Consider the following 23,763-nt stretch of genomic DNA (forward strand, 5'->3'; position numbering starts at 1 on the left):
AAAATTTCTTGTAGCAACTCGCTTGACCGGCAAAAAGCTCCGGCAGGACACAAAGGCTTAAAAACGCACAGCGAAAACGGCCTGAAAGGTGTATAAAAGCCTTAAAAGACTACGGCCTGGTACAGGTCAACGCCTTTACCTGACATTGAATGCGTGGCGCGGAACAGACGATCTTGCCATCGGTGACGGTGCAAACCGAGCATCCGTCCGTGAAGTCGACACAGGAAGGATTGTCGCGCACGAACTCCGCCATGGTCGCTGCGCTATCCGGCGCCTTGTTTTCGGCCCACGCCATCGAAGATAGAAACGCGTAAAACGATGGCAACAGAAAAACAATACGCATCAAACGCAGCGCTAGGGAGCTATCGATGCGTAATGACTGGGACATCCCGGAACGCTCCTTCGGCAAAAGAATTGCAACTTTCACTGTCTTTCAGCATTGAAGGAAGAGATCTGGCGCGTTGGTGGCGTCGTTACGGTTGAGGCGGCAATCCTGTGGGCGAAATCAATAAACCTTGTATCGCGCCTAAAAAAATCGTCTTTTCCTGCTTGATGTTCACATTATAAGAACCACGGCAATATTAATTGCCCAAGAAACGAAAAAGCCAAAAAATCTGAAGGGATGATCTCCATGATGGAAGATTTTATCGGCGCTTATGGAAACCGTCTCATCGTCGCCGTTGTTGGAGTGGGTGTGGCCCTGCTCATTCTGGCGATTGCGCTGTGGCTTCTGCGCAGACGCAGCGGTTCGGCCCCTTTCATTCGAGGCGGCCGCAACCGGCAGCCGCGCCTGCAGGTCCTCGATGCGACAGCCGTGGACGCACGCCGCCGTCTGGTGCTGGTGCGCCGTGACAATGTCGAGCATCTCGTCATGATCGGCGGCCCGACAGATATCGTCATCGAGAGCGGTATAGGCGCGATCCCCATTGTCAGGGACGTGCAGGAGCCGGAATTGAAGGCGCTCCCGCGCCAGGAAAGCGAGCAGAAGAGAGCCGAGCCGGCGATCCAGCAGGAACGTCGCCCCGCCCTGCCGCAACAGCAGCCCGTTGCGGCTGCGGCTCCCGTTTCCGTGCCTGAGGAACCCGTGAAGCAAGCACAGCGGCCGGAGCCGTTGGCACCTGCGCCGTCCCCGCGTCCGGCACCCGTTGCGGCGGCCGCCGCTCAGCTTCCTCCACGCCCATCGACCCAGCCGCAGCCCGTACGCACGCCTGCACCGGCGCGCGAAACCGCGCCGCCGGCACGACAGGCGGCACCCGAGCGGGAGACCGCGCGCGCCACACCGCCGCCGATACCGGTTGCAACGGCTCCGGTCGCTGCCGTCTTGCCGATGGCGGCGGCATCGCTCGACATGGCGGCGGCCCGAACGGAACCAAGGCGAGCCGAGCCCGTCGTGCAGGCTCCGGCGCCGGTCGCACCGCCGATACCTGCACCGGCGCCCGTCGAGGCAAAGGCGGAAGAACGGACTGCGGAACTCGCCCCGCCGGTCTTTGCCGCGCGAGAGCCGGTGATCGACCAGTCCATCGCCGCCGATTTTCTCGACGCTGCGCGGGAGCGCGTCCTTCCAGACCTGAAGCCGGGACAGACGACGCCGCCCGCACCTTTCCCGCCCAAGCCTGAAAATCCGGCAGTGGCTTCGAACGACGCCGAGCCGAAATTTTCCGATGAGCTCGCCAGCGATTTCGAAAGCTTCCTTGAGGCGGAGATCGCCAAGAGCAAGGCGGATAACGAACCGTCCATCGCCCCTGTCGGGGAAAAGCAGATCAAGCCGCAGCCAGCTTCCCCGCCTGTCACCGGCGCTTCACCGGATGGAGACATGCAGAAGGAAATGGCGCGTATCTTCGGGGAACTTTCCGTGACCCGCGACCGCTGACGGGCGCAGGTCTTCCGGTCAGAAATTTGAAATAGAAAAAGGGCACGGAAGCGATTTCCGTGCCCTTAATTTATTTGTCATGCGATTCGCCCACCTGCCGGCCGCAGCGCCTTATTCGTCGCGATAGACTTTTTCGCGACGCTCGTGACGCTCCTGCGCCTCGATGGAAAGCGTTGCAATCGGGCGGGCGTCCAGACGCTTGAGGCCGATAGGCTCACCCGTTTCCTCGCAGTAACCGTAAGTGCCGTCTTCGATCCGCTGAAGAGCCGCATCGATCTTGGAAATCAGCTTGCGCTGACGGTCACGGGCGCGAAGTTCAATCGCACGGTCCGTTTCGGAAGAAGCCCGATCGGCGAGATCAGGGTGGTTGGCGCTTTCTTCGGCGAGATGTCCGAGGGTCTCGCGCGCTTCTCTCAGGATGTCATTTTTCCAGGCGACCAGCTTCGCGCGGAAGTAAGCCCGCTGGCTGGCATTCATGAACTCATCGTCTTCCGAGAGCACATATTTGCTAAGATCGATCTTCTCACTCAACGCGATTCTCCTCGAAGAACATCTCAATGCGGCGGTGTATACTCCAATGATAGTCAACGATTCAAGTCTGCAGATCAGTTTTCAGGCATTTTTAAAACTGACACAAAAATCATCTAAATGACTATTTTTTATCCTTTATTCGTATTGAAGCGAACTCTTCTTCAATCACTTCAACGCGACTTACCAACAGGAAAGAGGACTTGCGGTCCTGCAACCCTATCCTGTAGCATTCAACCCGTGCCCTGACATTCGAACGCCGGTCCCCGCCCTTGACAGCATCTTCCCCGAGCCGAGTTTACCTTCTGCGTCACGCCAAGGCCGCTTGGGCGGCGCCGGGAGAGCGGGATTTCGACCGGGGATTGAACGAAGCGGGTTTTGCCGAGGCGGAGGTCATCGCCGACCTTGCCGCCGACCGGCGCTACCGTCCCGATCTGCTTTTGTCATCCACCGCCGCGCGCTGCCGGCAGACTACGCAGGCCTGGCAGCGTGCCTTCAACGAAGCCGTAAACATCTTCTACGTCGATGAGATGTATAATGCCCGCAGCGAGACCTATCTGTCGCTCATCGCCGCGCAGACGGAGGTGCAGTCGGTGATGCTGGTGGGGCACAACCCCACCATGGAAGCAACGCTGGAAGCCATGATCGGCGAGGATCTGCTGCATGCCGCCCTGCCCTCGGGTTTTCCCACATCGGGTCTTGCGGTTCTGGATCAGGACGACAGCGCCGCAAGCGGTAAAAATCGCTGGCGGCTGATCGATTTCCTCGCACCGGGTAAATAGCTGCCGCCGCGGGCAACAGCGGCGCCGGCAGGCATCACTGCCGAAAACCCGCTGGAGCGCTTCTTTTTTGGCCAGCCGCAACTTCCTATATGAAGCCGTGACCGTGAAAAACAGCCAGGAAACTGCCATTGCCGCCCTCCCTTACGTCCCTGACAGACAGCGCGTTGATCGCTCTCGACAATCTGGCCGACCGTGCGAGCAACCTCACCCATCCGACATTGCGGCTTGGTGTCACCGGCCTTTCGCGGGCGGGCAAGACGGTTTTCATATCCTCCCTCGTCCATAACCTCCTGAATGGCGGCCGGTTGCCGCTGTTCGAGGCCATGCGATCCGGGCGCGTCTCGAATGTTCGCCTCGAGCCGCAACCGGACGACGCCATACCCCGCTTCCAGTATGAAGACCACATCCAGGCGCTGGTACGCGACAGGCTCTGGCCGGATTCGACACGGGCGATCTCGGAATTGCGGATAACGCTGGATTATCAGAGCGCCAGCGGTTGGGGCCGATGGTTTTCGGCCGGCAAGCTCTCCATCGATATCGTCGATTATCCCGGCGAATGGCTGCTCGATCTACCGCTTCTGTCGCAGGACTATAAACAGTTCAGCGACGCGACGGTCGCCCTTGCCGGGAGCGGCATCCGCGCCGAACTGGCGCAAGAATGGCTGGCTATCGCCTCCTCGCTCGACATCAACGCGCCCGCCGATGAAATGACGGCCCGTCGTCTGGCCGAAAGCTTCGCGGCCTATCTGAAGGCCTGCAAATCCGACGAGAGGTCGCTTTCCACCTTGCCGCCCGGCCGTTTCCTGATGCCCGGCGACCTGGAGGGATCGCCGGCGCTGACCTTCGCACCGCTTCCGGGCCTGACAGACGAAAAGGCACCCAAGGGCTCGCTGCGCGCCATGATGGAACGGCGCTACGATGCCTATAAGTCGATTGTGGTCAACCCCTTTTTCCGCGAGCATTCCGCCCGCCTCGACCGTCAGATCGTGTTGATCGACACGCTGCAGGCCGTCAATCGCGGACCGGAAGCTGTTCAGGATCTGGAACGGGCGCTCGGCGATGTTCTTGCCTGTTTCCGCCCCGGCACCAACAGCCTGCTGTCATCGCTGATCGGCCGACGCATCGACAAGGTGCTGATCGCCGCCACCAAAGCCGATCACCTGCATCACGAAAGCCATGACCGGTTGGAGCGCCTGACCCGACGTCTGGTGGACCGCGCCATCACCACTATAGGAATGAATGGCGCCGGCATCGAGGTCATGGCGCTTGCCTCCGTGCGCGCCACCCGTGAGGCAAGCGTGCGGCAGGACGGCCACGAGCTTCCCGTCATCGTCGGCACGCCGATGGCGGGTGAAACCATCAATGGCGAGACGTTCGACGGCAATCGCAAGACGGCGATCTTCCCGGGTGACCTGCCCGACGATCCGGAACCGCTGTTCCGCAGCATCGATCAGGATGGCGACAAGGCGACACTGCCTGACGTCAATGTCGTGCGTTTTCGCCCGCCCAACATTGACGAGCCGGGCAGTGGCGGCATCCGGCTTTCCGTTCCCCATATCAGGCTCGACCGCGCCATGCAGTTCCTGTTCGGAGACAAGCTCGCATGAAGGTTCCCACACCAAACGATCCGCAGACACGCCGTCCCACCGCTTTCTCGCTCGAGACCGAGGAGACGGCACGGCCGGCCGCCACACAAAAACGCGCGCCGCGCAGCTTCGACACCGAAATTTCGCTGACGCCCGACGAGGACGATCCGTTTCTGGCGCCTGAGGAGATTGATGCGGCCACGCTGCCGGTGGCGTCTCCGAAGAAAAGCCGATTCTCCTTCGGCAAGCTTGCGCTCGGCGCGCTTGGCGTCCTGTTCTCGCTCGCCTTCGGGCTTTGGGCGGATCAACTCATCCGCAACCTGTTCTCCCGTTCCGACTGGCTGGGTTACACAGCCACTATCGCTCTTATTGTGGCGCTTTTCGCCGTTCTCGCCCTTGTCGGCCGCGAGGTCTTCGGCATCATGCGGCTCAACGCCGTGCAATCCTTGAAGGCCGATGCCGAGACGGCGACACTCGACAAGAGCCCGAAACCCGCACGCGCCATCGTCACCCGCCTGAATGCCGTCCTCTCCCACCGGGCTGAAACGGCAAAGGGACGTGCGGCGCTGAAGGAAACGGAAAACGACGTGATCGACGGCCCGCATCTGATCGAGCTTGCCGAACGTGAATTGCTCGTTCCGCTCGACCGGCAGGCCCGCGCCCTCATTCTCAATTCGTCCAAGCGCGTCTCCGTCGTCACCGCCGTCAGCCCGCGCGCGGTGGTCGATCTCGCTTATGTGCTGTTTGAAGTGACGCGGCTGGTGCGCGCCATGGCGGAGCTTTATGGCGGCCGTCCCGGCACGCTCGGCATGTTGAAGCTCCTGCGCGATGTCGTCGCCCATCTTGCCGTCACCGGCTCGATCGCCGTTGGCGACGGGCTTGCCCAGCAGGTTCTCGGCCATGGCCTTGCCTCGAAACTCTCCGCCCGCCTCGGCGAAGGCGTCATCAATGGTCTGATGACGGCGCGAATCGGTATTGCCGCCATGGACCTTTGCCGTCCGCTTCCGTTCAGGGCGGTGAAGCGGCCGGGCATCGGCGATTTCATGTCCGACCTTACACCTGATTTAAGCGGTGGAAAAAAACACTGAAAGAGCCTGATCCGCCGGGCATTCGCGGTTCAAAAGGTTACGGATGAAGCCGTAAATGAGAGCGAAATAAACCAAGCATTAACCATTCCACCGGTAGATTGCAGCCTATCGAACAGGCTTCTTCGCCGGGGAAAGTATCATGTATTCGCGCTTCTTTTCGCTTGTGGGCGGGCTTGCCGCCATTTTGTCCGTCAGCGGCGGTTTCGGCATGTCTGATGTGCAGGCAGCATCGCGCGATCGCGACGACGTGTTCTTCCGCTCGGTCGCCGGTGTCTGGAAAGGCCCGGGCGAAATCGTCGCCGGCAAATACAAGGGGACGAAGTTCACCTGCGATCTGACGGGCGAACCGCTCAACGACAAGCAGACCGGCATCAAGCTCGGCGGCACCTGCCGCGTCGGCGTCTTCAGCCAGCCCATGTCGGCCGTCATCAGCCAGAAGGGCAATTCTTACGAGGGCAAGTTCCTCGACGGCGCCGAAGGCAAGGGACTGGACATCACCTCAGGACAGGTCAGCGGCGACAAGGTCGTCGTCGGCATCAATCGCGCCAAGCTGAATGGCGCGATGGTCGCACGCGTCTCCAAAGACAATTCGATGAATATCACAATTTCCGTCAAGGTCGCCGATCAGATGATCCCGGTCATCGGTGTGACGCTGGCGCGCGATATAGACCAGCTCGCCGTCGGTTCGATCAAGCCGTAAAAGCCCTACTCTTCTCAGCCATCGCCAAGCGGGAGTGTCCACCACTCCCGTTTTTCGTTTGCGCTGACAATGCCGGTCTTGTCCGCCTGCTGAAGCCATTCCCGCACGGGCTTACCTTTTACCTCGAGGTCGGGCGCGATATCGGCAAGCGGCATCAGCACGAAAGCGCGCTCCGCCATGCGCGGATGCGGCACTTCGATGCTCTCTGTAACGATAGTATCATTCCCATAGGTCAACACATCGATATCGATGATGCGCGGACCCCAGCGCTCCGTGCGCACCCGCTTCATGCCCCTTTCGATATCGAGGCAGAGTTGCAGCAGAGCGGGCGCAGTAAGCGCGGTTTCAACGAGAGCGCAGCAATTGAAGAAATCGGCCTGATCGGTCTTTCCCCAGGGCGGCGTGCGGTAGAGGCCGGAAACAGCTTGTACCCGGCATCCATCATGTGCGTCAAGTTCGCGCAGCGCGCGCGCCATGGCAGCGGCTGGATCACCGATATTGCCGCCGAGGCCCAGTGCGGCGACGGTCATCTTTTCAGGCACGGTGTTCAACGCTCACCTGCGCATAGTCGAGAATGCCGGGAACCGGCGCCGAGGGTTTACGCACCGTGATCTTGAGCCAGACGATCTGCGGATAACGCGCCCGCAGCGCCTTGGCGATGTCGTTCGCCAAAGCCTCGATGAGATAACGACGCTGCCCGACGACGATCTTTTCGATGACGGCAAAGGCTACGCCGTAGTCGACGGTATTTTCGATGTCGTCAGTTTCCAGCGCGTCACCTGCTTCGACTTCCATCTCGGCATCGACGAAAAAGCGCTGGCCCAGCACCTCCTCCTGCTCGAGAAGGCCATGACGGGCGAAAAAGGAACAGTTTTTCAGGATGATGGTATAGCGGCTCATCGCATCGCCTCCATGGCAGGATTGTTCACCTGAAAGCCGCGCATCTTCGGACACGGCATTCCGGCACTCATTAATCTACGCATCGACCTTTGCCGACGATTTGGCAAGAACCGCATCGGCAATAGCCAGTGCATCGCGGGTCGCGGCGACATTATGCACGCGAAAAATCGAAGCACCCGCAAGCCTCAGGATTGCGGTGGTCGCTGCCGTTCCGATATCGCGTTCCTCCGCCACATCCCTGCCCGTCAGCGACCCGATGAAACGCTTGCGCGACGTGCCGGCAAGAACCGGCAGGCCAAAAGCGGCAAGTTCCGCGAAACGGGCCATCAGCGCGACATTTTCGCTTTCATCCTTGGCAAACCCGAAACCGGGATCGAGCACTACGGCATCGCGGGCAATTCCCGCAGCCTCGGCGATATCAAGCGAGCGATTGAGGAATTCAAACTGATCGTCGATAACGTCGGCAAGCTTCTGCCGGTTGCGGCCGGTATGCATGATGCAGATGCCGGCGCGGGTGGAGGCAACCACACCCGCCATGTCAGGATCCTTCTGCAGGCCGAAAACGTCATTGACGATATGCGCGCCAGCGCCAATTGCCAGCCTTGCCGTCGAGGCACGATAGGTATCGACGGATATCAGTACATCGGTCTCGCGGCGCAATTTCTCGATAACCGGCAGCACCCGGTCCTGTTCCTCTGCCTCCGTGACAGCGGCAGCACCCGGCCGCGTGGATTCGCCGCCGATATCGATGATGTCAGCCCCCTCTTCCACGCAGGTCAGCGCATGGGAAAAAGCCGCATCGACGGCGAGATAACGGCCACCATCGGAAAAGGAATCAGGCGTTGCGTTGACGATGGCCATAATACGGCCACGCCCATCAAGTTTCAGGGAGCGGCCATGGGCCGCTTGCCACGCGTTGCTGCCGACTGTTATCACGTAACACGCGCCTTTCGGGAATAACGGAGTGTTATGTCAATTCTTATAAGTTCCGCTCCGCCTATGCAGCAAACCTTTTTCGAGTTCAACCGGAAGGCCGGGTCATGACCAAATCATCACGTGCTCTTTGCGCCGCTTTAGCGGCCGCATTGGCGCTTTCCCTGCCCGGATCGGCTTCTTCCGAAACAATCGTCCGCAAGACCTATTCCTATTTTTCGATCAGCGGCAAAACCGCCGCCGATCTCGACCAGCAGCTTTCCAGACATGGTCCGCTGACGCGCAATACCGGCGCGCGCCATCCTGGCGCCACCGAAATCAAATTCGGCGGCGAGCTCACTTATGTGGAAAAAAACGGCCTTTGCAGCGTCGGAATCGCCAAAGTAGTGTTGAACACTCGCATTCTCCTGCCGAAATGGAAAAACCGCCGCCGCACCACGGCGGAACTGGCCTTCATCTGGGATACGCTGCTTGCCGATATCAAGCGCCACGAGGAGCGCCACGCGGAAATCGCCCGCACCCATGCCCGCTCGCTTGAAAGGCAGCTGACGGGGCTTCGGCCGCAGAAAAGCTGCGAGACGCTGCAGAAAATGGTCGGTAAGATCACCCAGACGGTGATGGACGAACATGACCGCGATCAGTTGCGCTTCGATGTGGTGGAATCGAAAAATTTCGATGCCCGCATGACCCGGCTTTTGAAGAACCGGCTCGAACAGGGTCAGAACCGCCGCTGATCGGTCTCACACCCTATGCCATTCGCTTCACATCGAGCACGGACATGACGTTACGTCATGTCCGATATCACCCGTGAATTCTCGTCATGGTGCCGTCGCCAAGACTCATTGTACGTTCTTCGTACGGTATGGGATCATTCGGCCAAGCGGCTTGAGGCTCCAGCCGTCTCCGGTTCTCCCGGTGCGCACTTGAGGGCTCGCAGGTGTTTCCTCCCTCGCCTGCATGCTGCGTACCCGCCTCGCCCCGCTCCCCGCTACCAGGTGAGCGGGGCTTTTTCTGCGTTTAGCAATGACGAAAGATTTCAGCCCTGACGTTCGGGAACATGGACGACGAGACCATCAAGCTCGTCGTTCATCTTGATCTGACAGGAAAGGCGCGAGGTTGGGCGCACGTCGAAAGCAAAGTCCAGCATGTCCTCTTCCATCGGTTCCGGTCCGCCGACGCGCTCAGCCCAGGCGTCGTCGACATAGACATGACAGGTCGCACAAGCGCAGGCGCCGCCGCATTCCGCATCGATGCCGGGAATGGAGTTGCGCACCGCATTCTCCATGACGGTGGAGCCGTTGCTCACGTCGAGTTCATTGGGCGTGCCGTCAAAGGCAACGATGGTCAGTTTTGTCATGCCGGAAATCCAAAATGTGATCTAAGAACTGTTCTAAACACATAGAAAGGCCGGTCCGCCTTGGCAACCCGCTTCAAGGGCGCGCAGACGCAACCGGCCTTGCAAAATGGCAAATTTGATGTGTTACGCCTCAGCGGCAAAGCTTGAGGATGAAATTTTCAGCTTCGACAATGGCCGCCGCAAGTTTTGCAATCGCCGCGCTGTCATTGCCCTTGTCCTCCACCACGGCCGCGGCCGCGGAAACGGCGGAAGCGCCGACGGCCTGGGCCGACCCTTTAAGACGGTGCGCTGTTGCCATGACGGCCTTGTCATCGGCGTCCGCCATGTCATGCAGGGCGGCGCGGGCGTTGCGGCTGAAAAGTTGCAGCACCTCGATCTCCAGATCCTTGTCGCCCATTGTCTGGCGGGCAAGATGATCGAAATCGATAGGTTTTTTACCGGCGGCGGGTGCGCCGCCGCAATTGTCGGGAGCTTCGAAAGCAATACTGACCGCTGCCATGAATGAAATTCCTGTCTCGCCGTTTCCTGTTTCGTGTCACATCTGTGTCGTATTCACGCATCCGGACCGCTGCTATCGGCTTAAATTACGGCGTGACGCAGGCGAAAATCTTCTGCTATGGTTAATTTATGTTAAACTTATGCGAAACAAGGCGTTCAGCGTGAAACCCAGGTTTAAAAACTGTTAAAAAGCCGACACTTCGCCGCCGCCGCAAATCCGCATTAATTGTTTCGAACACCTAAATGTGTCACTACGGTACTGCCGTTCTCGCAGGGCTTAAGCTCAAGCTTTGTTATTACGGCACAGTGATGTAATTTCGCCCGAAAGCTGGGCCACCAGCAATTCGGGATTTGGTAAATGGCGAGACTCTCCTCTTTTGAGGGAAAGTTTCGTTGGCATGATGGCGGCAGTCCGCTTGCTGATCGCAAGCGGGTCAACGGCATGAAGCCGGGCGTATGTGTAACGAGGCGTAACCGCATGGCGAATAACAAGATCAGCGACTCTGTCGACGAGACTGCATTTCAGGCATTGGAAGATGCCTTGCAGCTTGGCGCTTTCGAAGAAAAGCCGGAGACGCGGAAAACTGCAAAGCCGAAGCAGCCGGAGGCCAGAGTGAAGGAAGCAAGCAGACAGACCCCTGCTCCCGAGGCCGCCCGCGCGCCTGCCGAACAGACGCCCAGATCCCCCAATCTCGAAGCCGCCAATGACGGCTCCAAGCGCAGCCCGGCGATGATCCTGAAATCGCTGGAAGGCGGCTCCGTCGGCGGCGCATTGCGCAACGCCACGATCATGTCGGTCATCTGGGCGCTTGGCGGCCTTGGCATCGCCCATCTTCTTTACGGCAATGCGCTTTGGAACATCGGATCGGTCGCCGATCTCACCGCGATCCCCGGACTGATGGCGATCGTCGTCGGCATTCTCGTTCCCGTCATGCTGTTCTTTGCCTTTGCGATCATGATGGCGCGCGCCCGCGATCTGCGAAATGCCGCCCGATCCATGGCCGAAGTCGCCCTCCGCCTCGCGGAACCGGAAACGGTCGCGTCCGACCGCATCATGTCCGTCGGCCAGGCGGTTCGCCGCGAAGTTTCGGCCATGAATGACGGTATCGAGCGCACCATTGCGCGAGCGACGGAACTCGAAACCCTCGTTCATTCCGAAGTCAATGCGCTTGAGCGCAGCTACGCCGACAACGAACTGCGCGTGCGCAGCCTCGTCCAGGAACTGACCGCCGAGCGCGACGCTATCGTCAACCATGCCGAGCGCATCCGCTCCTCCATCGTCGGCGCGCAGGAACAGATCAAGGAAGAACTGTCCATCGTCGGCGAAGAGCTTTCGATGCGGATCGCCACGACCGGCGAGGCCTTTGCCTCGATGATCGACACGCGCTCGGCCGCGCTGCTCGAAAAATCACGCGCTTCGACCGAAGCGATGGGCAGTCTGATCGCCGCCAAGACCGAAAATCTGTTGCAGGCGTTGAACTCCTCCGGCTCGACGATATCAAACGAATTCGACATGCGTCTTCATAACCTCACCTCGACGCTGGACGAGCGCGGTGAAGTGCTGCTGGAGCGTTTCGCGATCCATGCATCGACGCTGGATAGCGGCGTGGAAAGCCTCAACAGCGCGCTTGAGGAGCGCACCCGTCAGCTCAACGAGACGTTGTCGACGCGCACGCTGGAACTCAACCGCAATATCGAACGCGGCCAGCAGGTCATCGGCGGTTCGCTGGATACGGTTCTCGACAAGCTGTCCACGACGCTTGAGGAAAAGGGCCTGTCCTTCCGCCAGAGCCTGCAGAGCACCGCCGACGATGCGATCATGGATCTCGATCTTCGTTCCGGCCTCTATGAAGAGCGCATGCAGGCGACGGTCGGCCAGGTCAATTCGGCCTTCGACGAGCATGTGGCGCAGTTCGCCAGCGCCTTCGACCAGCGCGCCGGCAGCCTCGACAGCAAGTTGATGGAAAGCCTCGCCCGCATCAACGAAACCGTTGCCGGCGGCTCCGAAGCGCTTGACACCATGCTGAATGTCGGTCTTGAGCGGATCGGCACCACGATGACCGACCAGTCGCTGGCGCTCGCAACCGCGCTCGGCACGGGTCAGGAAATGCTGGAAAGCGCGCTTGACAGCCGGACCCAGGCCTTCAGCGATGCCATCGGCCAGCGCACCGCCGAAATCACCGATGCCTTCGCCAATTCGCATGCGAAGATCGACACCGTTCTGGCGGAACGCAGCAACGCCCTGTTCGGCGCGCTTTCGGCCAGCCAGGACCGTTTCGACGAAGCGCTCGCCAGCCGCTCCCTCGCCATTACCGGCGCGGTTTCCGGCACGGCCGAACACCTCGCCGCGATGCTCGACGAACGCGCCGCTGCGATCAACAGCGTTGTTGCCGATGTGGAACGCCGTCTTGCCGAAACGCTCGAAACCCGGGCAGCAGCCATCACCGGCGCGGTTTCCGGTATAGAAGACCGCATCTCCGACACGCTCGAAAGCCGCACAGCTGCGCTGCATGACGTCGTCTCCGGTGCGGAGAGCCGTATCGCCGAGACGCTCGACGGCCGCACTGCCGCGCTTTCCAGTACCATTTCCGGCGTCGAGGAGCGCATCGCCGACACCATAGACAGCCGCACGCTGTCTCTCGACATGACCTTCGCCAATGTCGAGGAACGGCTTTCGGAAACGCTCGACAACCGCACGTCCGCCCTCACCGGCATTGTTGCCAGCGCCGAAGAAAAAATTGCCGGCGCGCTCGACAGCCGCACGGCCACCTTCGGAGACGTGGTAGCGGGTGCGGAAACCCGTATCGCGGAAACGCTGGACGGTCGCACAGCCGCTCTCAACGCCGTTGTTTCGGGTGCCGAGGAACGCATCGCCGATGCACTCGACAGCCGTACCATGGCTCTTGACATGACATTCTCCGGCGCGGAAGAAAAAATCACGGAAGCGCTCGACACGCGCACTGCGGCCCTTGGCGAACTCGTGGCCGGTGCCGAGATCCGGATTGCCGGCGCGCTCGACAGCCGCACAGAGTCGCTGAAGACTGTCGTGTCCGGCGCCGAAGAGCGGATCACAGATGTGCTCGACAGCCGCACCATGGCGCTCGATATGAGCTTCTCCGGTGTCGAAGAAAAGATCGCCGATATTCTCGACGGTCGCACAGCCGCTCTCAATAACGCCGTTGCCGGTGTTGAGGACCGCATCGCCGGCGCTCTGGACACGCGTACTGCTGCACTTTCCGGCATTGTTTCCGGTGCCGAGGAACGCATCGCCGATGCGCTCGACAGCCGTACCATGGCGCTCGACATGACGATTTCCGGTGTCGAAGAGCGGATCGCCGAAGCCATGGATGCGAGAGCGTCGTCGCTCTCGCTTGCGGCGGCCGGCGTCGGCCAGCGTCTGGAAGCCACCGCATTCACGCTTGAAAACGCGCTGGCCAGCGGCCACGATCGCCTGGAAACCATGCTCGGCTCGCAGGCCGAGCGCATTGCCGGTTCGCTGGAGCGCAATAGCGGCCTGATCGAACAGAGCGTCTCGGGCGCGGCCGACCGCATCGAAAGTGTCGTCGAAGACGGCAGCAGCCGCTTTGCCCAGACGGTGGAAGAAGGCGTCTCGCGTCTGGAAAGCAATCTGTCGCAATCGCATGAGAATATTCGCACCGCGCTCGACCAGCGTCAGGCAGACCTTGCCGCGACGCTCAACTCCGCCACGGCCCAGATGGGCGACATGCTTTCCGAGCAGGCGATGATGATCGGCACCACTGTCGCCTCCAGCGCCAGCATGCTGGAACTGTCGCTTGAAACCCAGCAGGAAGCGCTGCAGAAGACGATTGACGGCAGTGCTGCGACGCTGGAAGAACGTCTTCGCAACAGCGCCGGCGATATCGCCGTCAAGATCGGCGAAGCAGCCCGCGAAATCGGCGGGGCCACCGACGCCCTCTCCAACCGCATCGAAACCTCAATCGGCAATGTCAACACCCGTCTCGACGAGACCGGCGCACGCATCGAGACCTCGCTCGATACGTTGCAGGCACGCGTCGGTGGCGATCTGGCCAATGTGAACACCTCAATCGAGGATGCCGGCCGCCGCTTTGCCGAAGCGCTGGAAGACAAGACGGCCGTGTTCGCCCGCACCAGCGACGAGGCAGCCGAGCGCATCACCGGCATTCTGGACGAGCAGACCACGCGCGTCGCAGACACGTTCGAAAGCCGCACCAGCCGTCTGGTGGAAACCTTCGATAGCGGCACGGCCCGCATCGATGAGCGCCTCGGCACCATGGACCGGGCGCTGACCATCGGTCTCGAAAATGTCAACCGCACCATTGAAGGCAAGGCGACTGATCTAGCGCTGAGCCTGCGCGGCGCGGTCACCTCGGCCACCCAAAGCATCGGCGACGAAGCGGCCCGCTCCTCCGCCCTGCTCTCGAAATCCGGCTCGGAGTTTGCAGAACAGGTGCAGGCGCAGAACGAAGCCTTCACCAAGGCCATCGAAGAGCGCTCCGGGGAGATCGTCAACCGCATTTCCGATGCGCAGACCCGTCTCTCCGGCCAGGCCGCCGCCGTCGCCCAGACCTTCTCCGAAGCGGGCAACATCATCGTCAACAAGGTTGCCGAGGCTGAAGCCGTCGTCCGCTCTCAGGTCGGCGTCATCTCCGAAACGCTGACGGGCGTCGAATCCGCCCTCGACGCGCGTGGCGAATCCATTCGCTCGGCGCTTGATAACCGCACCCGCGAGCTCAACTCGATGCTGGCCAGCCGCTCCGCCGAACTTTCGCGCCTGATCGAAGAGAAGGCCAAGCCTGTCGTCGACGAATATGCCACCATCGGTCGCGAAGCCGCCGAGAAGATCGTTTCCGCCGCCCAGCAGAGTGCAGACCTTCTGTCGCAGAGCAATAGCGGTATGGTCGGTATGGTGGAACAGGCGATCAGCGATTACGCCGCTGCCGGAACGGATGCGGCCAGCAAGCTGGTCGCCGCCACCCGCCAGAGCACCGACATGCTGTCGGAAACCCATACGGCCATGGCGGACGCCGTCGAACAGGGCATCGACAAATATGCCCGCGCCGGCAGCGATGCGGCCAACAAGCTGGTTGCCGCCACCCGCCAGAGCACGGATATGCTGTCGCAGACCCATAACAGCATGGCGGAAATCGTCGAACAGTCGGCAAGCAACTTCAACTCCGCTGTCGAGCGCGCCGCACAGGGCTTCGGCGCGGCAGATGAAGCGCTGAACGCCTCGGCGACCCGCTTCTCTGAATCCGCCTCGCAGGCCGCCGACATGGTGTCCAGCTCCAGCCGTCTGCTCGAAGGAAAAATCGACCGCCTGTCGAATATTTCCGGCCAGACACTGGCGCAAGTCGCCGGCATCGTCGGCCGCTTCGAGGAACATTCGAAGGTGCTGAGCCAGGCTTCCGAGCTTCTCAATGCGGCACAGTCGAGCCTCGTCGGCACGCTGGAAGAACGTCAGGATGCGCTTCGCAGCCTGTCCGTCGGCCTCGTCAAGCGCTCCGAGGAAATCGAAAGCGCCATGCGTAACGTCGTCGGCGTGGTGGAAAACACCCTCAACGAGGCCGAGGAGCGTTCGCAGAACGTCGCCGGCAATCTGCGTGACAATCTGCAGGCGTCCTTCTCCGATATCGGCCGTTCGCTTGATGAAACGGAACAGCGCGCCCGTTCGGCGGCCCAGACAATGCGGGGCGCCCTGCTGTCGGCCGGTCAGGATGCCAGCCGTTCGATCGAAAGCACGCTCTCCGACGCGCAGAAATATTCCGACGAGCTGGTCAACCGCCTGCGTGGCGGTGTCGAATCCTCGCTGTCGGAAGTCGACAATCTTCTGGGCACCGCTTCGGAAAAATCGAATGCCGCCGCAGCCAACCTCAAGGAAACATTGCGTCAGGCCGTCGAGGACGCTGTCAGCCGCTTTGCCGGCGCGACGGACGAAATCCGCCGCTCCAGCCACGATATCCGCCGCGAGCTGGATGCGACCCGCGCCGAACTGAAGCGTGGCGCTTTCGACCTGCCGGAAGAAGCCAAGGAAAGTGCGGCCGCCATGCGCCGCGCGGTTTCCGAACAGATCAAGGCGCTTCAGGATATTTCGCAGCTCGTCGGTCGTTCGACCCACCAGATGGAAGTCTCCGAACCGGTCGCCCGCGCCATTGCTGCGACCCAGCCGGCAACCGAGCGCCGTGTCGAGACGCGTCCGCAACCGGCAGCCCCGGCTCCGGTTCAGCAGCGCCCGGCCCAGCCGCAACCGGCCCCCACCTTGCGTGGCGCGCTGCCGCTCGAGAACCGCCAGGCGCCTGCACCGGCGCAGCCGGTCGCAACTAACCCTGCCGGACGCCGTGAAGAAGGCGGCGGCTGGATCAGCGATTTGTTGCGCGGCGCATCACAGGAAACGCCAGCGGCGTCCGCACCTCGCGCCGGCGCGGAACAGCAGCCCACCCGTGCGGCCGACACCCGCAATCCGCGCCACATGGTGGAATCGCTGAACTCGCTCTCGGTCGACATCGCCCGCGCCATCGATCACGACGCCTCCGTGGAGCTGTGGCGTCGCTACCAGCGCGGCGAGCGTGACGTCTTCACCCGTCGCCTCTACACGCTGAAGGGTCAGACGACCTTCGACGAAATCAAGCGCAAATATGAGCGGGAAGCGGAATTCCGCACCGCCGTGGACCGCTACATTACCGATTTCGAGAAGCTGCTCGCCGACGTGGCTCGCACAGACCGCGACCGTACAGTCACGCAGTCCTACCTCACCTCCGATACCGGCAAGGTCTATACGATGCTTGCCCACGCGGCGGGCCGGTTCAATTGACGAAGGGGAACGCGGAGATGGATACCTCTCCGCGTGCCTATACAGCCTTACTAAAGCGTGGCGCGTTTAATCCGATTCATGCGACACGCTTTGGATTTTTGTTTTTAAGCATGTCTTGCTCCCGAAAACGCTGCACGCTTTTGGGAGACATGCTTTAACACATGCTTTAACAAATGACCGTCGCGGACTACGCGGCGGTCATTCTGCATTTCGGCCTATGCGCAGTAGATAGTCCCGCTCGTTGAACGGATCGGAACCTGAGCGCCGGCGCGGAGGTGGGGGATTGTCAGTTCGCGCATAGTGGTCGAACGATGTTTCCATCACGCCCATGCCGCTGGTCAGTTCCGGCAGCCGCTGTTGGATACCCCGAACCGCCGCAGACGCAATTGTCCCCTCAAGCCTTGCCACGCCCCCGGAGATAACAGAGTTTCCAGGGGCCGCCCCTGCCTTGGCAAGCAGGGCGATCAACCGCGTCATGGCTGCGGCGGGTGCTTCGAGATGAAAGTGGTCGAACGGCTCGCAAACGAAGGTTTGCGCTTCCTTGAGCGCCGTTGCCAACACCCACGGCGTCAGTTGCCGGAAATCCGCAGCAGTGCTCGATGGAGAGGTATGCCGCGCAGCCGTCATTGCGACGTGACAATCCTGCACCTGCCAGCCGAAGACACCCTGTTTCAGCGTTTCGAATACGGTTTCCTCCACCGCACGATAGAAGCTTGCCGGCATCTGGCCGATTTCCACCTCCAATGCAAAGCTGTTGCCGGTGCCAGCCGCGCGGGGCTCGACGCGAAGCCCCACGGTTGCGAGAAACGGGTTGGGTTCCTTAAACAGGATTTGAAGCCCCTGCCCGATGCCGGAAAGCCTTTCCACGCAGATAACCGTGCTGTCTTCAAAATCGGCCTTGATACCGAAACCTGTCGACAACTCAGACTGAATGATCTCCTTTTGCACCTCACCGTAGAGCGATACGAAAACATCGTTTATCTCATCGTTCCTTCGCAAACCTATCAGCGGATCCTGCTCGGCCAATTGGTTGAGCGCCAGCCACAGGGCCGCGTGTCCGGACGGCTGCCGAGAAACGACGCGCGTCTCGAGTGTAGGCGGCGCAAAATGAAATGCGCCACCGGCAACGACGTTCACACCCACCCGGTCGCCAACCCTCGCTCCGGCAAGACCGGTGACGCGGGCAATTCGCCCAGCGCAGAGACTTGTCGTATTTTGAACGCGACCGTCCTTGAAGAGTTGTATTCCCGTGATCCTCGCCAACCCCCGCGGCATAGGCAGATAATGCCGAAGCCGGATCGTTCCCGATTCAAGGTACAGATAGGACAGTTTTTCACCGCCCCATCCGCGCTCGATCTTGAAGATTTTTCCTACGCCCTCACCGTCGGGATCGGGGTTACGAGCGGGCAGCATGTCGGTAATAGCCGAAATCAAAGCCGGCAAACCGGCCCCCGTCATTGCCGCACCGGCAAAAGCCGGATGCACCAACCCGCGGGCAGTCTGCTGCCTGAGCGATCGCGAAAGTTTTTCGAGGTCCGCCCAGTCTGGCGTCAAAAGATAGTCATGCAGCAACTCCTCATCGTTGTCCGCAAGCGTTTCACAGAGACCGGTGAAAAATGGTTCGCTCCCCATATCGGTTGCCGCCACCCGCGCGCGCTTTCCGCCCGCATCGGTGACTGTCGACATAGCGACCGGGCGCACCCGCAACTGACTGGCGAGGTCGTTCACAACCTCGTCATAACGCGCACCGACTCGGTCGACCTTGTTGATGAAGAACAGGAATGGCAGGCCAAGACGTTGCAGCGCCCGCACCAATACACGCGTCTGGGCCTGCACGCCCTCCACGGCGGAAACGACGACCACGGCTGCATCGAGCAGACCCAGCACCCGCTCCACCTCCGCGATAAAGTCGGGGTGGCCGGGCGTATCAATGAGATTGACGTTAGTATCGCCGATCAGGAAAGAGACGACGGCGGCCCTAATCGTGATGCCGCGTTGCCGTTCCAGTTCGAGACTGTCTGTCTGCGTATTGCCGGTATCGACGCTGCCCAGCTTGTCGATCACACCGGCGTCAAAAAGGAGACGCTCCGTAAGGCTAGTCTTACCTGCGTCCACATGGGCGAGGATGCCCAGATTCAAAGTGCGCATGAACCCTCAACTTCTCAAAAACTCCAAGGTGATTTTTTTGAGAAGGGACTCGGCGCATTGGGACCTCTATGTGCGGAAACCGTGAGTTATTAAGCGCATCTCCAACAGTTTGCGGAGAGGCTGAGGAATTTAGAACCTGGGTCGCGATAGATGTCAAGCATGACAGGATCGGCACCTCTACCGGCGCAAACAGGGTGAGGCCACCGTAAAATTCCGCGCCCCCCCCGGAATGCTGCGCCATTATGCCGATGTCAAATCTCGAACGTGCCCGATGCCACCCGCACCGCGTGGCCGCCGATACGGGCGCGGGCGATTTCGCCGTCCTTGATGTCCATACGCAAATGGATATGAGACGGTCGTTCCATCTCCACGCCTTGTTCGATGAGCAGCGGATAATGGCCGTCGGTCAGGCCGTCGAAATGGTGGATGGCGCCGGAGAGAGCGGCCGCGGCTGAACCGGTGGCAGGGTCTTCCGAAATTCCCATATCCGGAGAGAACATGCGGGCGTGGAACTTTGCCGCGTGATTGACGCCGCCGCGACAGTAGATATAGGCCGCCGTCAGGCGTCCTTCCACCAGCGGCGCGGTGCGCAACCACAGATTAGCATCGAAATCCATCTCCCTGATGGCGGCGATATTGTGCAGGGGTACGAGCAGGAACGGCACACCGGCGGTCCAGATCGACGGCACGTGATTCTCAAAGCCGAGATGTCCTTCGCTAACGCCCAACGCATCGGCAAGCGCCGTGTGATCGAGCGGCAACTCGACGCGGGACGATTTGCGCGGCAGGTCGAATTCGGCGAAGCTGACCGCACCGGGGCGCATCTTCACCGCACAACGCACCGGACCCACCTGCTCTTCCAGTACGCAGACCATATCGATGTCGTCATCGCCCTCGCCGCGATTTCGCTCGGCGATGGCCACCGCCGCGCCGACTGTCGGATGGCCGGCAAAGGGTAACTCGCCCGAGGGCGTGAAGATGCGCAGCGAGGCCGCATGGGCCGGATTGCTGGACCGGTTGACGAAAACCGTTTCGGAAAGGTTCATTTCCCGCGCGATCGCCTGCATCGTGGCCTGGGGAAGATCATCGGCGTCATACATGACCGCCAGCGGGTTCCCCGCCATTTTCGTTTCGGTAAAGACATCGTAGATATCGTAGTTCAGCGCCACATCCATCTCCTGCCACTCGTCATTCCGACTGCCTTAGGCAAACTGCATCAGGCCGCCCCGCATCGCAACCCTTGTCCGTGAGTGGAAATCAAGAAGCTGTGGACCGGATCGGTGCGGTCCGCCGTCCGGGAACGCCTGCGCCTGTGAAAGGCCTTGTCGCCAGCCGCCGTCTTCATGTACCAAGGGTGCGTCTGGCGGTTTGTCATCGACCTCCCTGTCGAGGTTTCAAGATTTCGAGCCGCTTCAACGGTTTACAGCGCCTTGCGTGGACGGTTTCCGGTCTGCGCCTTGTCGAGGGAAGCGGATGTCGCATTCTACCTATTCACTGTCCTTCGTCGCCTCCGCAACCGAAGAGGCGCAGGCCGCGCTGAAAGAGCTGAAAGGCATTTACGGCGATACACCTTTCGAAGAGGCTGAAGTGATCGTCGCGCTCGGCGGCGACGGCTTCATGCTGCAAATTCTCAACGAGACGATGAATTCGGGCAAGCGGGTCTATGGCATGAACCGGGGGTCCGTCGGTTTCCTGATGAATGACTACCGGGTGGACGGCCTGCTGGAGCGTATCGCGGTGGCGAGCGGCAATGATTTCCATCCCCTGCGCATGACGACGACAGATTCCGACGGCGACGAGTTTACGGCGCTTGCCATGAACGAGGTCAGCCTGTTTCGCCAGTCCCACCAGGCCGCCAAGCTGCGTGTGGAGGTGGACGGCAAGGTGCGGTTGGAAGAATTGATCTGCGACGGCATGATGGTTGCGACGCCGGCAGGCTCCACAGCCTACAATTTCTCCGCCCATGGACCGATACTGCCGCTGGAATCGCCGCTGCTGGCGCTCACACCCGTCAGTGCTTTCCGCCCACGGCGCTGGCGCGGCGCGCTTTTGCCGAATAAAGTGACGGTCGATATTCATGTTCTGGAACGCGACAAGCGCCCGGTGAACGCGGTGGCCGACCACACCGAGGTGAAATCCGTTCGTCATGTTCGGATTGCACAATCGCAGGACCGGACGGCAAGGATTCTCTCGGATCCGGACCGTTCATGGTCGGACCGCGTTCTCGCGGAACAGTTCAACAATTGACGCTCGCAATCGACAATAGCCATGCAACTGACAAGACCAATCCTCGCTGCCCTCCTTTTCGCCGCCGCCGTGCTTCCCGCGCGCGCGCAGACGGAAGCGATCGACGCGCTGCCGGTTTCGGCAATCTTCGTCGTCAGCAGCGGCATGTGGGAAGACCGGAATCTTGAGCCGGTGAAAGGCCCCGACGGGCAATTGCGGCCGCCGCCTGCCTCGCCCACGCGCGGCTACTACAAGGTCATCGCCATCCGCCAGGGCGACGGCACGGCAAAAATCTACCTGCAGCGAATCGTCTTTACCGCAGAAGGGCCGAATCTTCTGGAAAATATCGAACTGGAAGAATTCAGCCAGATGAAATCCTATGTCACGGATATTCGTCCCGAAAGTTCGAATGGCGCGCCCGCCTCGCCCGGCTTGTTCGTGACTGTCTACCTGAAAACGGACCCGATGAGCAAGGAAGCTGAAAGCTGGACGATCCTGATCGACGAGCTGGGCGAGATGAAGGTCGAGAAAGCGTCAAACTGATCGGCCCGATGCGCGGGCCGGGAAAGATTACGCTTGCAGCGCCTCCGGGCCGCCAAGAACCGCACCGAAATGATGTTTCCATAATCTCGCCCCGAGTTCACCGCTGCGGTCGAGACTGGAGCCCACCGTAAGCCACGGCAACAGCGTGGGATGCAGCCCCGCATCGAAGAGGGCAAAACCGGCGGCCAGCACGCAGGTATCGGCCTGAATGCCGCAGACCAGCACCCTGTCGAGTTTCAGCGACAGAAGATGGTCGATGACCTCCCGGGGTGGCGCATAACCGTGTTTGATGAATATGCGATCTGCCGCAACAAGCGACTCGTCGTCCCTGCCCGGTTTCCAGCCGAGTTGCCGCTCAAAGGGTGTTACGCTTTCGTCATGGCGCTCGACGGTGGCGATACTGGGCATTGTCAGGGCGAGAGCGGATATTTCCGCCACCAGCGCAGCCGGCGGATTGAAGCTCGACTGGACGTCGACGATATAGAGCGCCTGTTTCATGCTTGTTCTCCAACGAAAAAACCCTCGCAATGGGTTTGCGAGGGTAATCTTCTTCAATCGACGCACTTGAAGCGTCAGTCGATATCCGCGACTTCCACATCCGCGCCGCCGCTGATGCGGTGCGCGAGAGCGGCTTCCATGAACTCGTTCAGATCGCCGTCCAGCACGTTGCCGGGTGCAGTGCTTTCCACACCAGTGCGCAGATCCTTGACCAGCTGGTAAGGCTGCAGAACATAGGAACGGATCTGGTGGCCCCAGCCGATATCGGTCTTGGAAGCGGCCTGCGCATTGGCTGCCTCTTCCCGCTTCTGCAACTCCACCTCGTAGAGGCGGGCGCGCAGCATGTCCCACGCCTTGGCGCGGTTCTTGTGCTGAGAGCGCTCCTGCTGGCAGGCAACGGCAATACCGGTCGGAATGTGCGTGATCCGCACGGCCGAGTCGGTGGTGTTGACGTGCTGGCCGCCTGCGCCGGATGAACGATAGGTATCGATGCGGCAATCGCTTTCGTTGACGTCGATCTGGATCGAATCGTCGACCACCGGGTAAACCCAGACGGAAGAGAACGACGTATGGCGACGCGCATTGCTGTCATAGGGCGAAATACGAACGAGACGATGCACGCCCGATTCCGTCTTCAGCCAGCCGAAGGCATTGTGGCCCTTGACGAGGATCGTCGCGGACTTGATGCCGGCTTCTTCGCCGTCGTGAACTTCGAGCACCTCGACCTTGAAACCTTCACGGTCGGCCCAGCGGGTATACATGCGCAGCAGCATGTTGGCCCAATCCTGGCTTTCGGTACCACCGGCGCCGGAATGCACTTCGAGATAGGTATCGTTGGCATCGGCTTCGCCTGACAGCATGGCTTCCACCTGACGGCGGTTCGCTTCGCTTCTCAGTGCCTTCAACGCGTCTTCGGCATCCTTGACGATCTCGTCGTCGCCTTCCATCTCGCCGAGTTCGATCAGCTCGATATTGTCCTTGAGCTGCTGCTCGAGCGCCCTGACGCCATTGATGCTGTCATCCAGCTGCTGGCGCTCGCGCATCAGCTTCTGAGCCTCAGCGGCATCGTTCCAGAGGGTCGGGTCCTCTGCCTTGTTATTCAACCAGTCCAGTCGTCTTATCGCCTGGTCCCAGTCAAAGATGCCTCCTCAGCAGGCTTATGGCCTGCTTGATTTCGTCGACTACGTTCACGATTTCATTGCGCATTTCGCTGGTTCTTCACCTTCATTGAAACTCGTTGCTCAAATAAATGCGGGGGGCGCGGATGTAAAGACCCGCGCCCCCGCCAAACGTCA

The 23,763-nt window shown here is 60.6% G+C and carries 20 protein-coding genes; 9 read left to right on the forward strand and 11 right to left on the reverse strand.

The genetic code is table 11. The features are described from left to right. Positions 1-109: 109 nt before the first annotated feature. Positions 110-427, reverse strand: a complete 318-nt coding sequence (locus PL597_RS08630) for a hypothetical protein (RefSeq protein WP_271364967.1) — start codon at positions 425-427, stop codon at positions 110-112. 195 nt (positions 428-622) lie between these two features. On the opposite strand from PL597_RS08630, the gene PL597_RS08635 reads away from it, so the two are divergent. After that, positions 623-1,870, forward strand: coding sequence for a flagellar biosynthetic protein FliO (locus PL597_RS08635; protein WP_271364968.1), 1,248 nt, complete (start codon positions 623-625; stop codon positions 1,868-1,870). A 111-nt stretch (positions 1,871-1,981) separates the two neighbouring features. On the opposite strand, the gene dksA is transcribed toward PL597_RS08635, so the two are convergent. After that, positions 1,982-2,401, reverse strand: coding sequence for an RNA polymerase-binding protein DksA (dksA, locus tag PL597_RS08640; RefSeq protein WP_003496274.1), 420 nt, complete (start codon positions 2,399-2,401; stop codon positions 1,982-1,984). Between the two features lie 302 nt (positions 2,402-2,703). Here dksA and PL597_RS08645 point away from each other — a divergent pair, with 302 nt between their 5' ends. From PL597_RS08645 to PL597_RS08660, 4 genes are all read left to right on the forward strand, one after another. After that, entirely contained in the window at positions 2,704-3,180 is a 477-nt protein-coding gene (locus tag PL597_RS08645) for a SixA phosphatase family protein (protein WP_244614236.1), read from the forward strand. 128 nt (positions 3,181-3,308) lie between these two features. Next, entirely contained in the window at positions 3,309-4,787 is a 1,479-nt protein-coding gene (locus PL597_RS08650; protein WP_271364969.1) for a YcjX family protein, read from the forward strand. Beyond that, positions 4,784-5,854 carry a YcjF family protein gene (locus PL597_RS08655; protein WP_271364970.1) on the forward strand — a complete coding sequence of 357 codons (1,071 nt, stop codon included), beginning with the start codon at positions 4,784-4,786 and terminating at the stop codon, positions 5,852-5,854. The genes PL597_RS08650 and PL597_RS08655 overlap by 4 nt, the downstream gene beginning before the upstream one ends. Before the next feature lie 139 nt (positions 5,855-5,993). After that, the gene (locus tag PL597_RS08660) at positions 5,994-6,554 is read left to right on the forward strand and encodes a hypothetical protein (RefSeq protein ID WP_271364971.1); all 561 of its coding nucleotides are present in this window, start codon (positions 5,994-5,996) and stop codon (positions 6,552-6,554) included. A gap of 14 nt (positions 6,555-6,568) precedes the next feature. On the opposite strand, the gene folK is transcribed toward PL597_RS08660, so the two are convergent. The 3 genes from folK to folP form a co-directional block, all read right to left on the reverse strand. Continuing rightward, a complete protein-coding gene (gene folK / locus PL597_RS08665) occupies positions 6,569-7,084 on the reverse strand; it encodes a 2-amino-4-hydroxy-6-hydroxymethyldihydropteridine diphosphokinase (protein ID WP_271364992.1) in 516 nt (171 codons plus the stop codon). 4 nt (positions 7,085-7,088) lie between these two features. Beyond that, entirely contained in the window at positions 7,089-7,454 is a 366-nt protein-coding gene (gene folB / locus PL597_RS08670) for a dihydroneopterin aldolase (RefSeq protein WP_063951134.1), read from the reverse strand. 75 nt (positions 7,455-7,529) lie between these two features. After that, on the reverse strand, positions 7,530-8,390 hold the full coding sequence (gene folP / locus PL597_RS08675) for a dihydropteroate synthase (protein ID WP_442866797.1): 861 nt from the start codon (positions 8,388-8,390) through the stop codon (positions 7,530-7,532). Between the two features lie 104 nt (positions 8,391-8,494). Between folP and PL597_RS08680 the strand changes: the two genes are divergently transcribed. Further along, the gene (locus PL597_RS08680) at positions 8,495-9,121 is read left to right on the forward strand and encodes a DUF922 domain-containing Zn-dependent protease (protein ID WP_271364972.1); all 627 of its coding nucleotides are present in this window, start codon (positions 8,495-8,497) and stop codon (positions 9,119-9,121) included. 302 nt (positions 9,122-9,423) lie between these two features. Here the strand turns inward: PL597_RS08680 and PL597_RS08685 are convergent, their stop codons facing one another. Together PL597_RS08685 and PL597_RS08690 are read right to left on the reverse strand one after the other, a co-directional pair. Continuing rightward, positions 9,424-9,744 (reverse strand): 2Fe-2S iron-sulfur cluster-binding protein, encoded by a 321-nt coding sequence (locus PL597_RS08685; RefSeq protein ID WP_271364973.1) that lies wholly within the window; start codon positions 9,742-9,744, stop codon positions 9,424-9,426. A gap of 130 nt (positions 9,745-9,874) precedes the next feature. Next, on the reverse strand, positions 9,875-10,243 hold the full coding sequence (locus PL597_RS08690) for an Hpt domain-containing protein (RefSeq protein ID WP_142912154.1): 369 nt from the start codon (positions 10,241-10,243) through the stop codon (positions 9,875-9,877). A 477-nt stretch (positions 10,244-10,720) separates the two neighbouring features. Between PL597_RS08690 and PL597_RS08695 the strand changes: the two genes are divergently transcribed. Further along, complete coding sequence (locus tag PL597_RS08695; RefSeq protein ID WP_271364974.1) at positions 10,721-17,053, forward strand: hypothetical protein; 6,333 nt, start codon at positions 10,721-10,723, stop codon at positions 17,051-17,053. A gap of 198 nt (positions 17,054-17,251) precedes the next feature. On the opposite strand, the gene PL597_RS08700 is transcribed toward PL597_RS08695, so the two are convergent. Both PL597_RS08700 and PL597_RS08705 read right to left on the reverse strand, forming a co-directional pair. Next, positions 17,252-19,201, reverse strand: coding sequence for an elongation factor G (locus PL597_RS08700; RefSeq protein ID WP_271364975.1), 1,950 nt, complete (start codon positions 19,199-19,201; stop codon positions 17,252-17,254). Positions 19,202-19,452: 251 nt separating this feature from the next. After that, positions 19,453-20,370 (reverse strand): PhzF family phenazine biosynthesis protein, encoded by a 918-nt coding sequence (locus PL597_RS08705; protein ID WP_077982947.1) that lies wholly within the window; start codon positions 20,368-20,370, stop codon positions 19,453-19,455. A 304-nt stretch (positions 20,371-20,674) separates the two neighbouring features. Here PL597_RS08705 and PL597_RS08710 point away from each other — a divergent pair, with 304 nt between their 5' ends. Further along, positions 20,675-21,448: an NAD kinase gene (locus PL597_RS08710; protein WP_077982398.1), complete on the forward strand. Its 774-nt coding sequence runs from the start codon at positions 20,675-20,677 to the stop codon at positions 21,446-21,448. Positions 21,449-21,469: 21 nt separating this feature from the next. Beyond that, positions 21,470-21,970 (forward strand): hypothetical protein, encoded by a 501-nt coding sequence (locus tag PL597_RS08715; protein WP_137410228.1) that lies wholly within the window; start codon positions 21,470-21,472, stop codon positions 21,968-21,970. A gap of 27 nt (positions 21,971-21,997) precedes the next feature. Here the strand turns inward: PL597_RS08715 and PL597_RS08720 are convergent, their stop codons facing one another. Then, the gene (locus PL597_RS08720; protein ID WP_077982399.1) at positions 21,998-22,468 is read right to left on the reverse strand and encodes a cysteine hydrolase family protein; all 471 of its coding nucleotides are present in this window, start codon (positions 22,466-22,468) and stop codon (positions 21,998-22,000) included. A gap of 74 nt (positions 22,469-22,542) precedes the next feature. Then, positions 22,543-23,674 (reverse strand): peptide chain release factor 2 gene (gene prfB / locus PL597_RS08725; RefSeq protein WP_162520364.1). Its coding sequence is split into 2 segments (ribosomal slippage): positions 22,543-23,604 and positions 23,606-23,674, totalling 1,131 coding nucleotides; the frame shifts between segments, so codons are not numbered across the junction. Positions 23,675-23,763 lie beyond the last annotated feature (89 nt).

The organism is Agrobacterium sp. ST15.13.013 (genome assembly GCF_027956525.1).
GTDB classification, from domain to species: Bacteria; Pseudomonadota; Alphaproteobacteria; order Rhizobiales; family Rhizobiaceae; genus Agrobacterium; species Agrobacterium salinitolerans.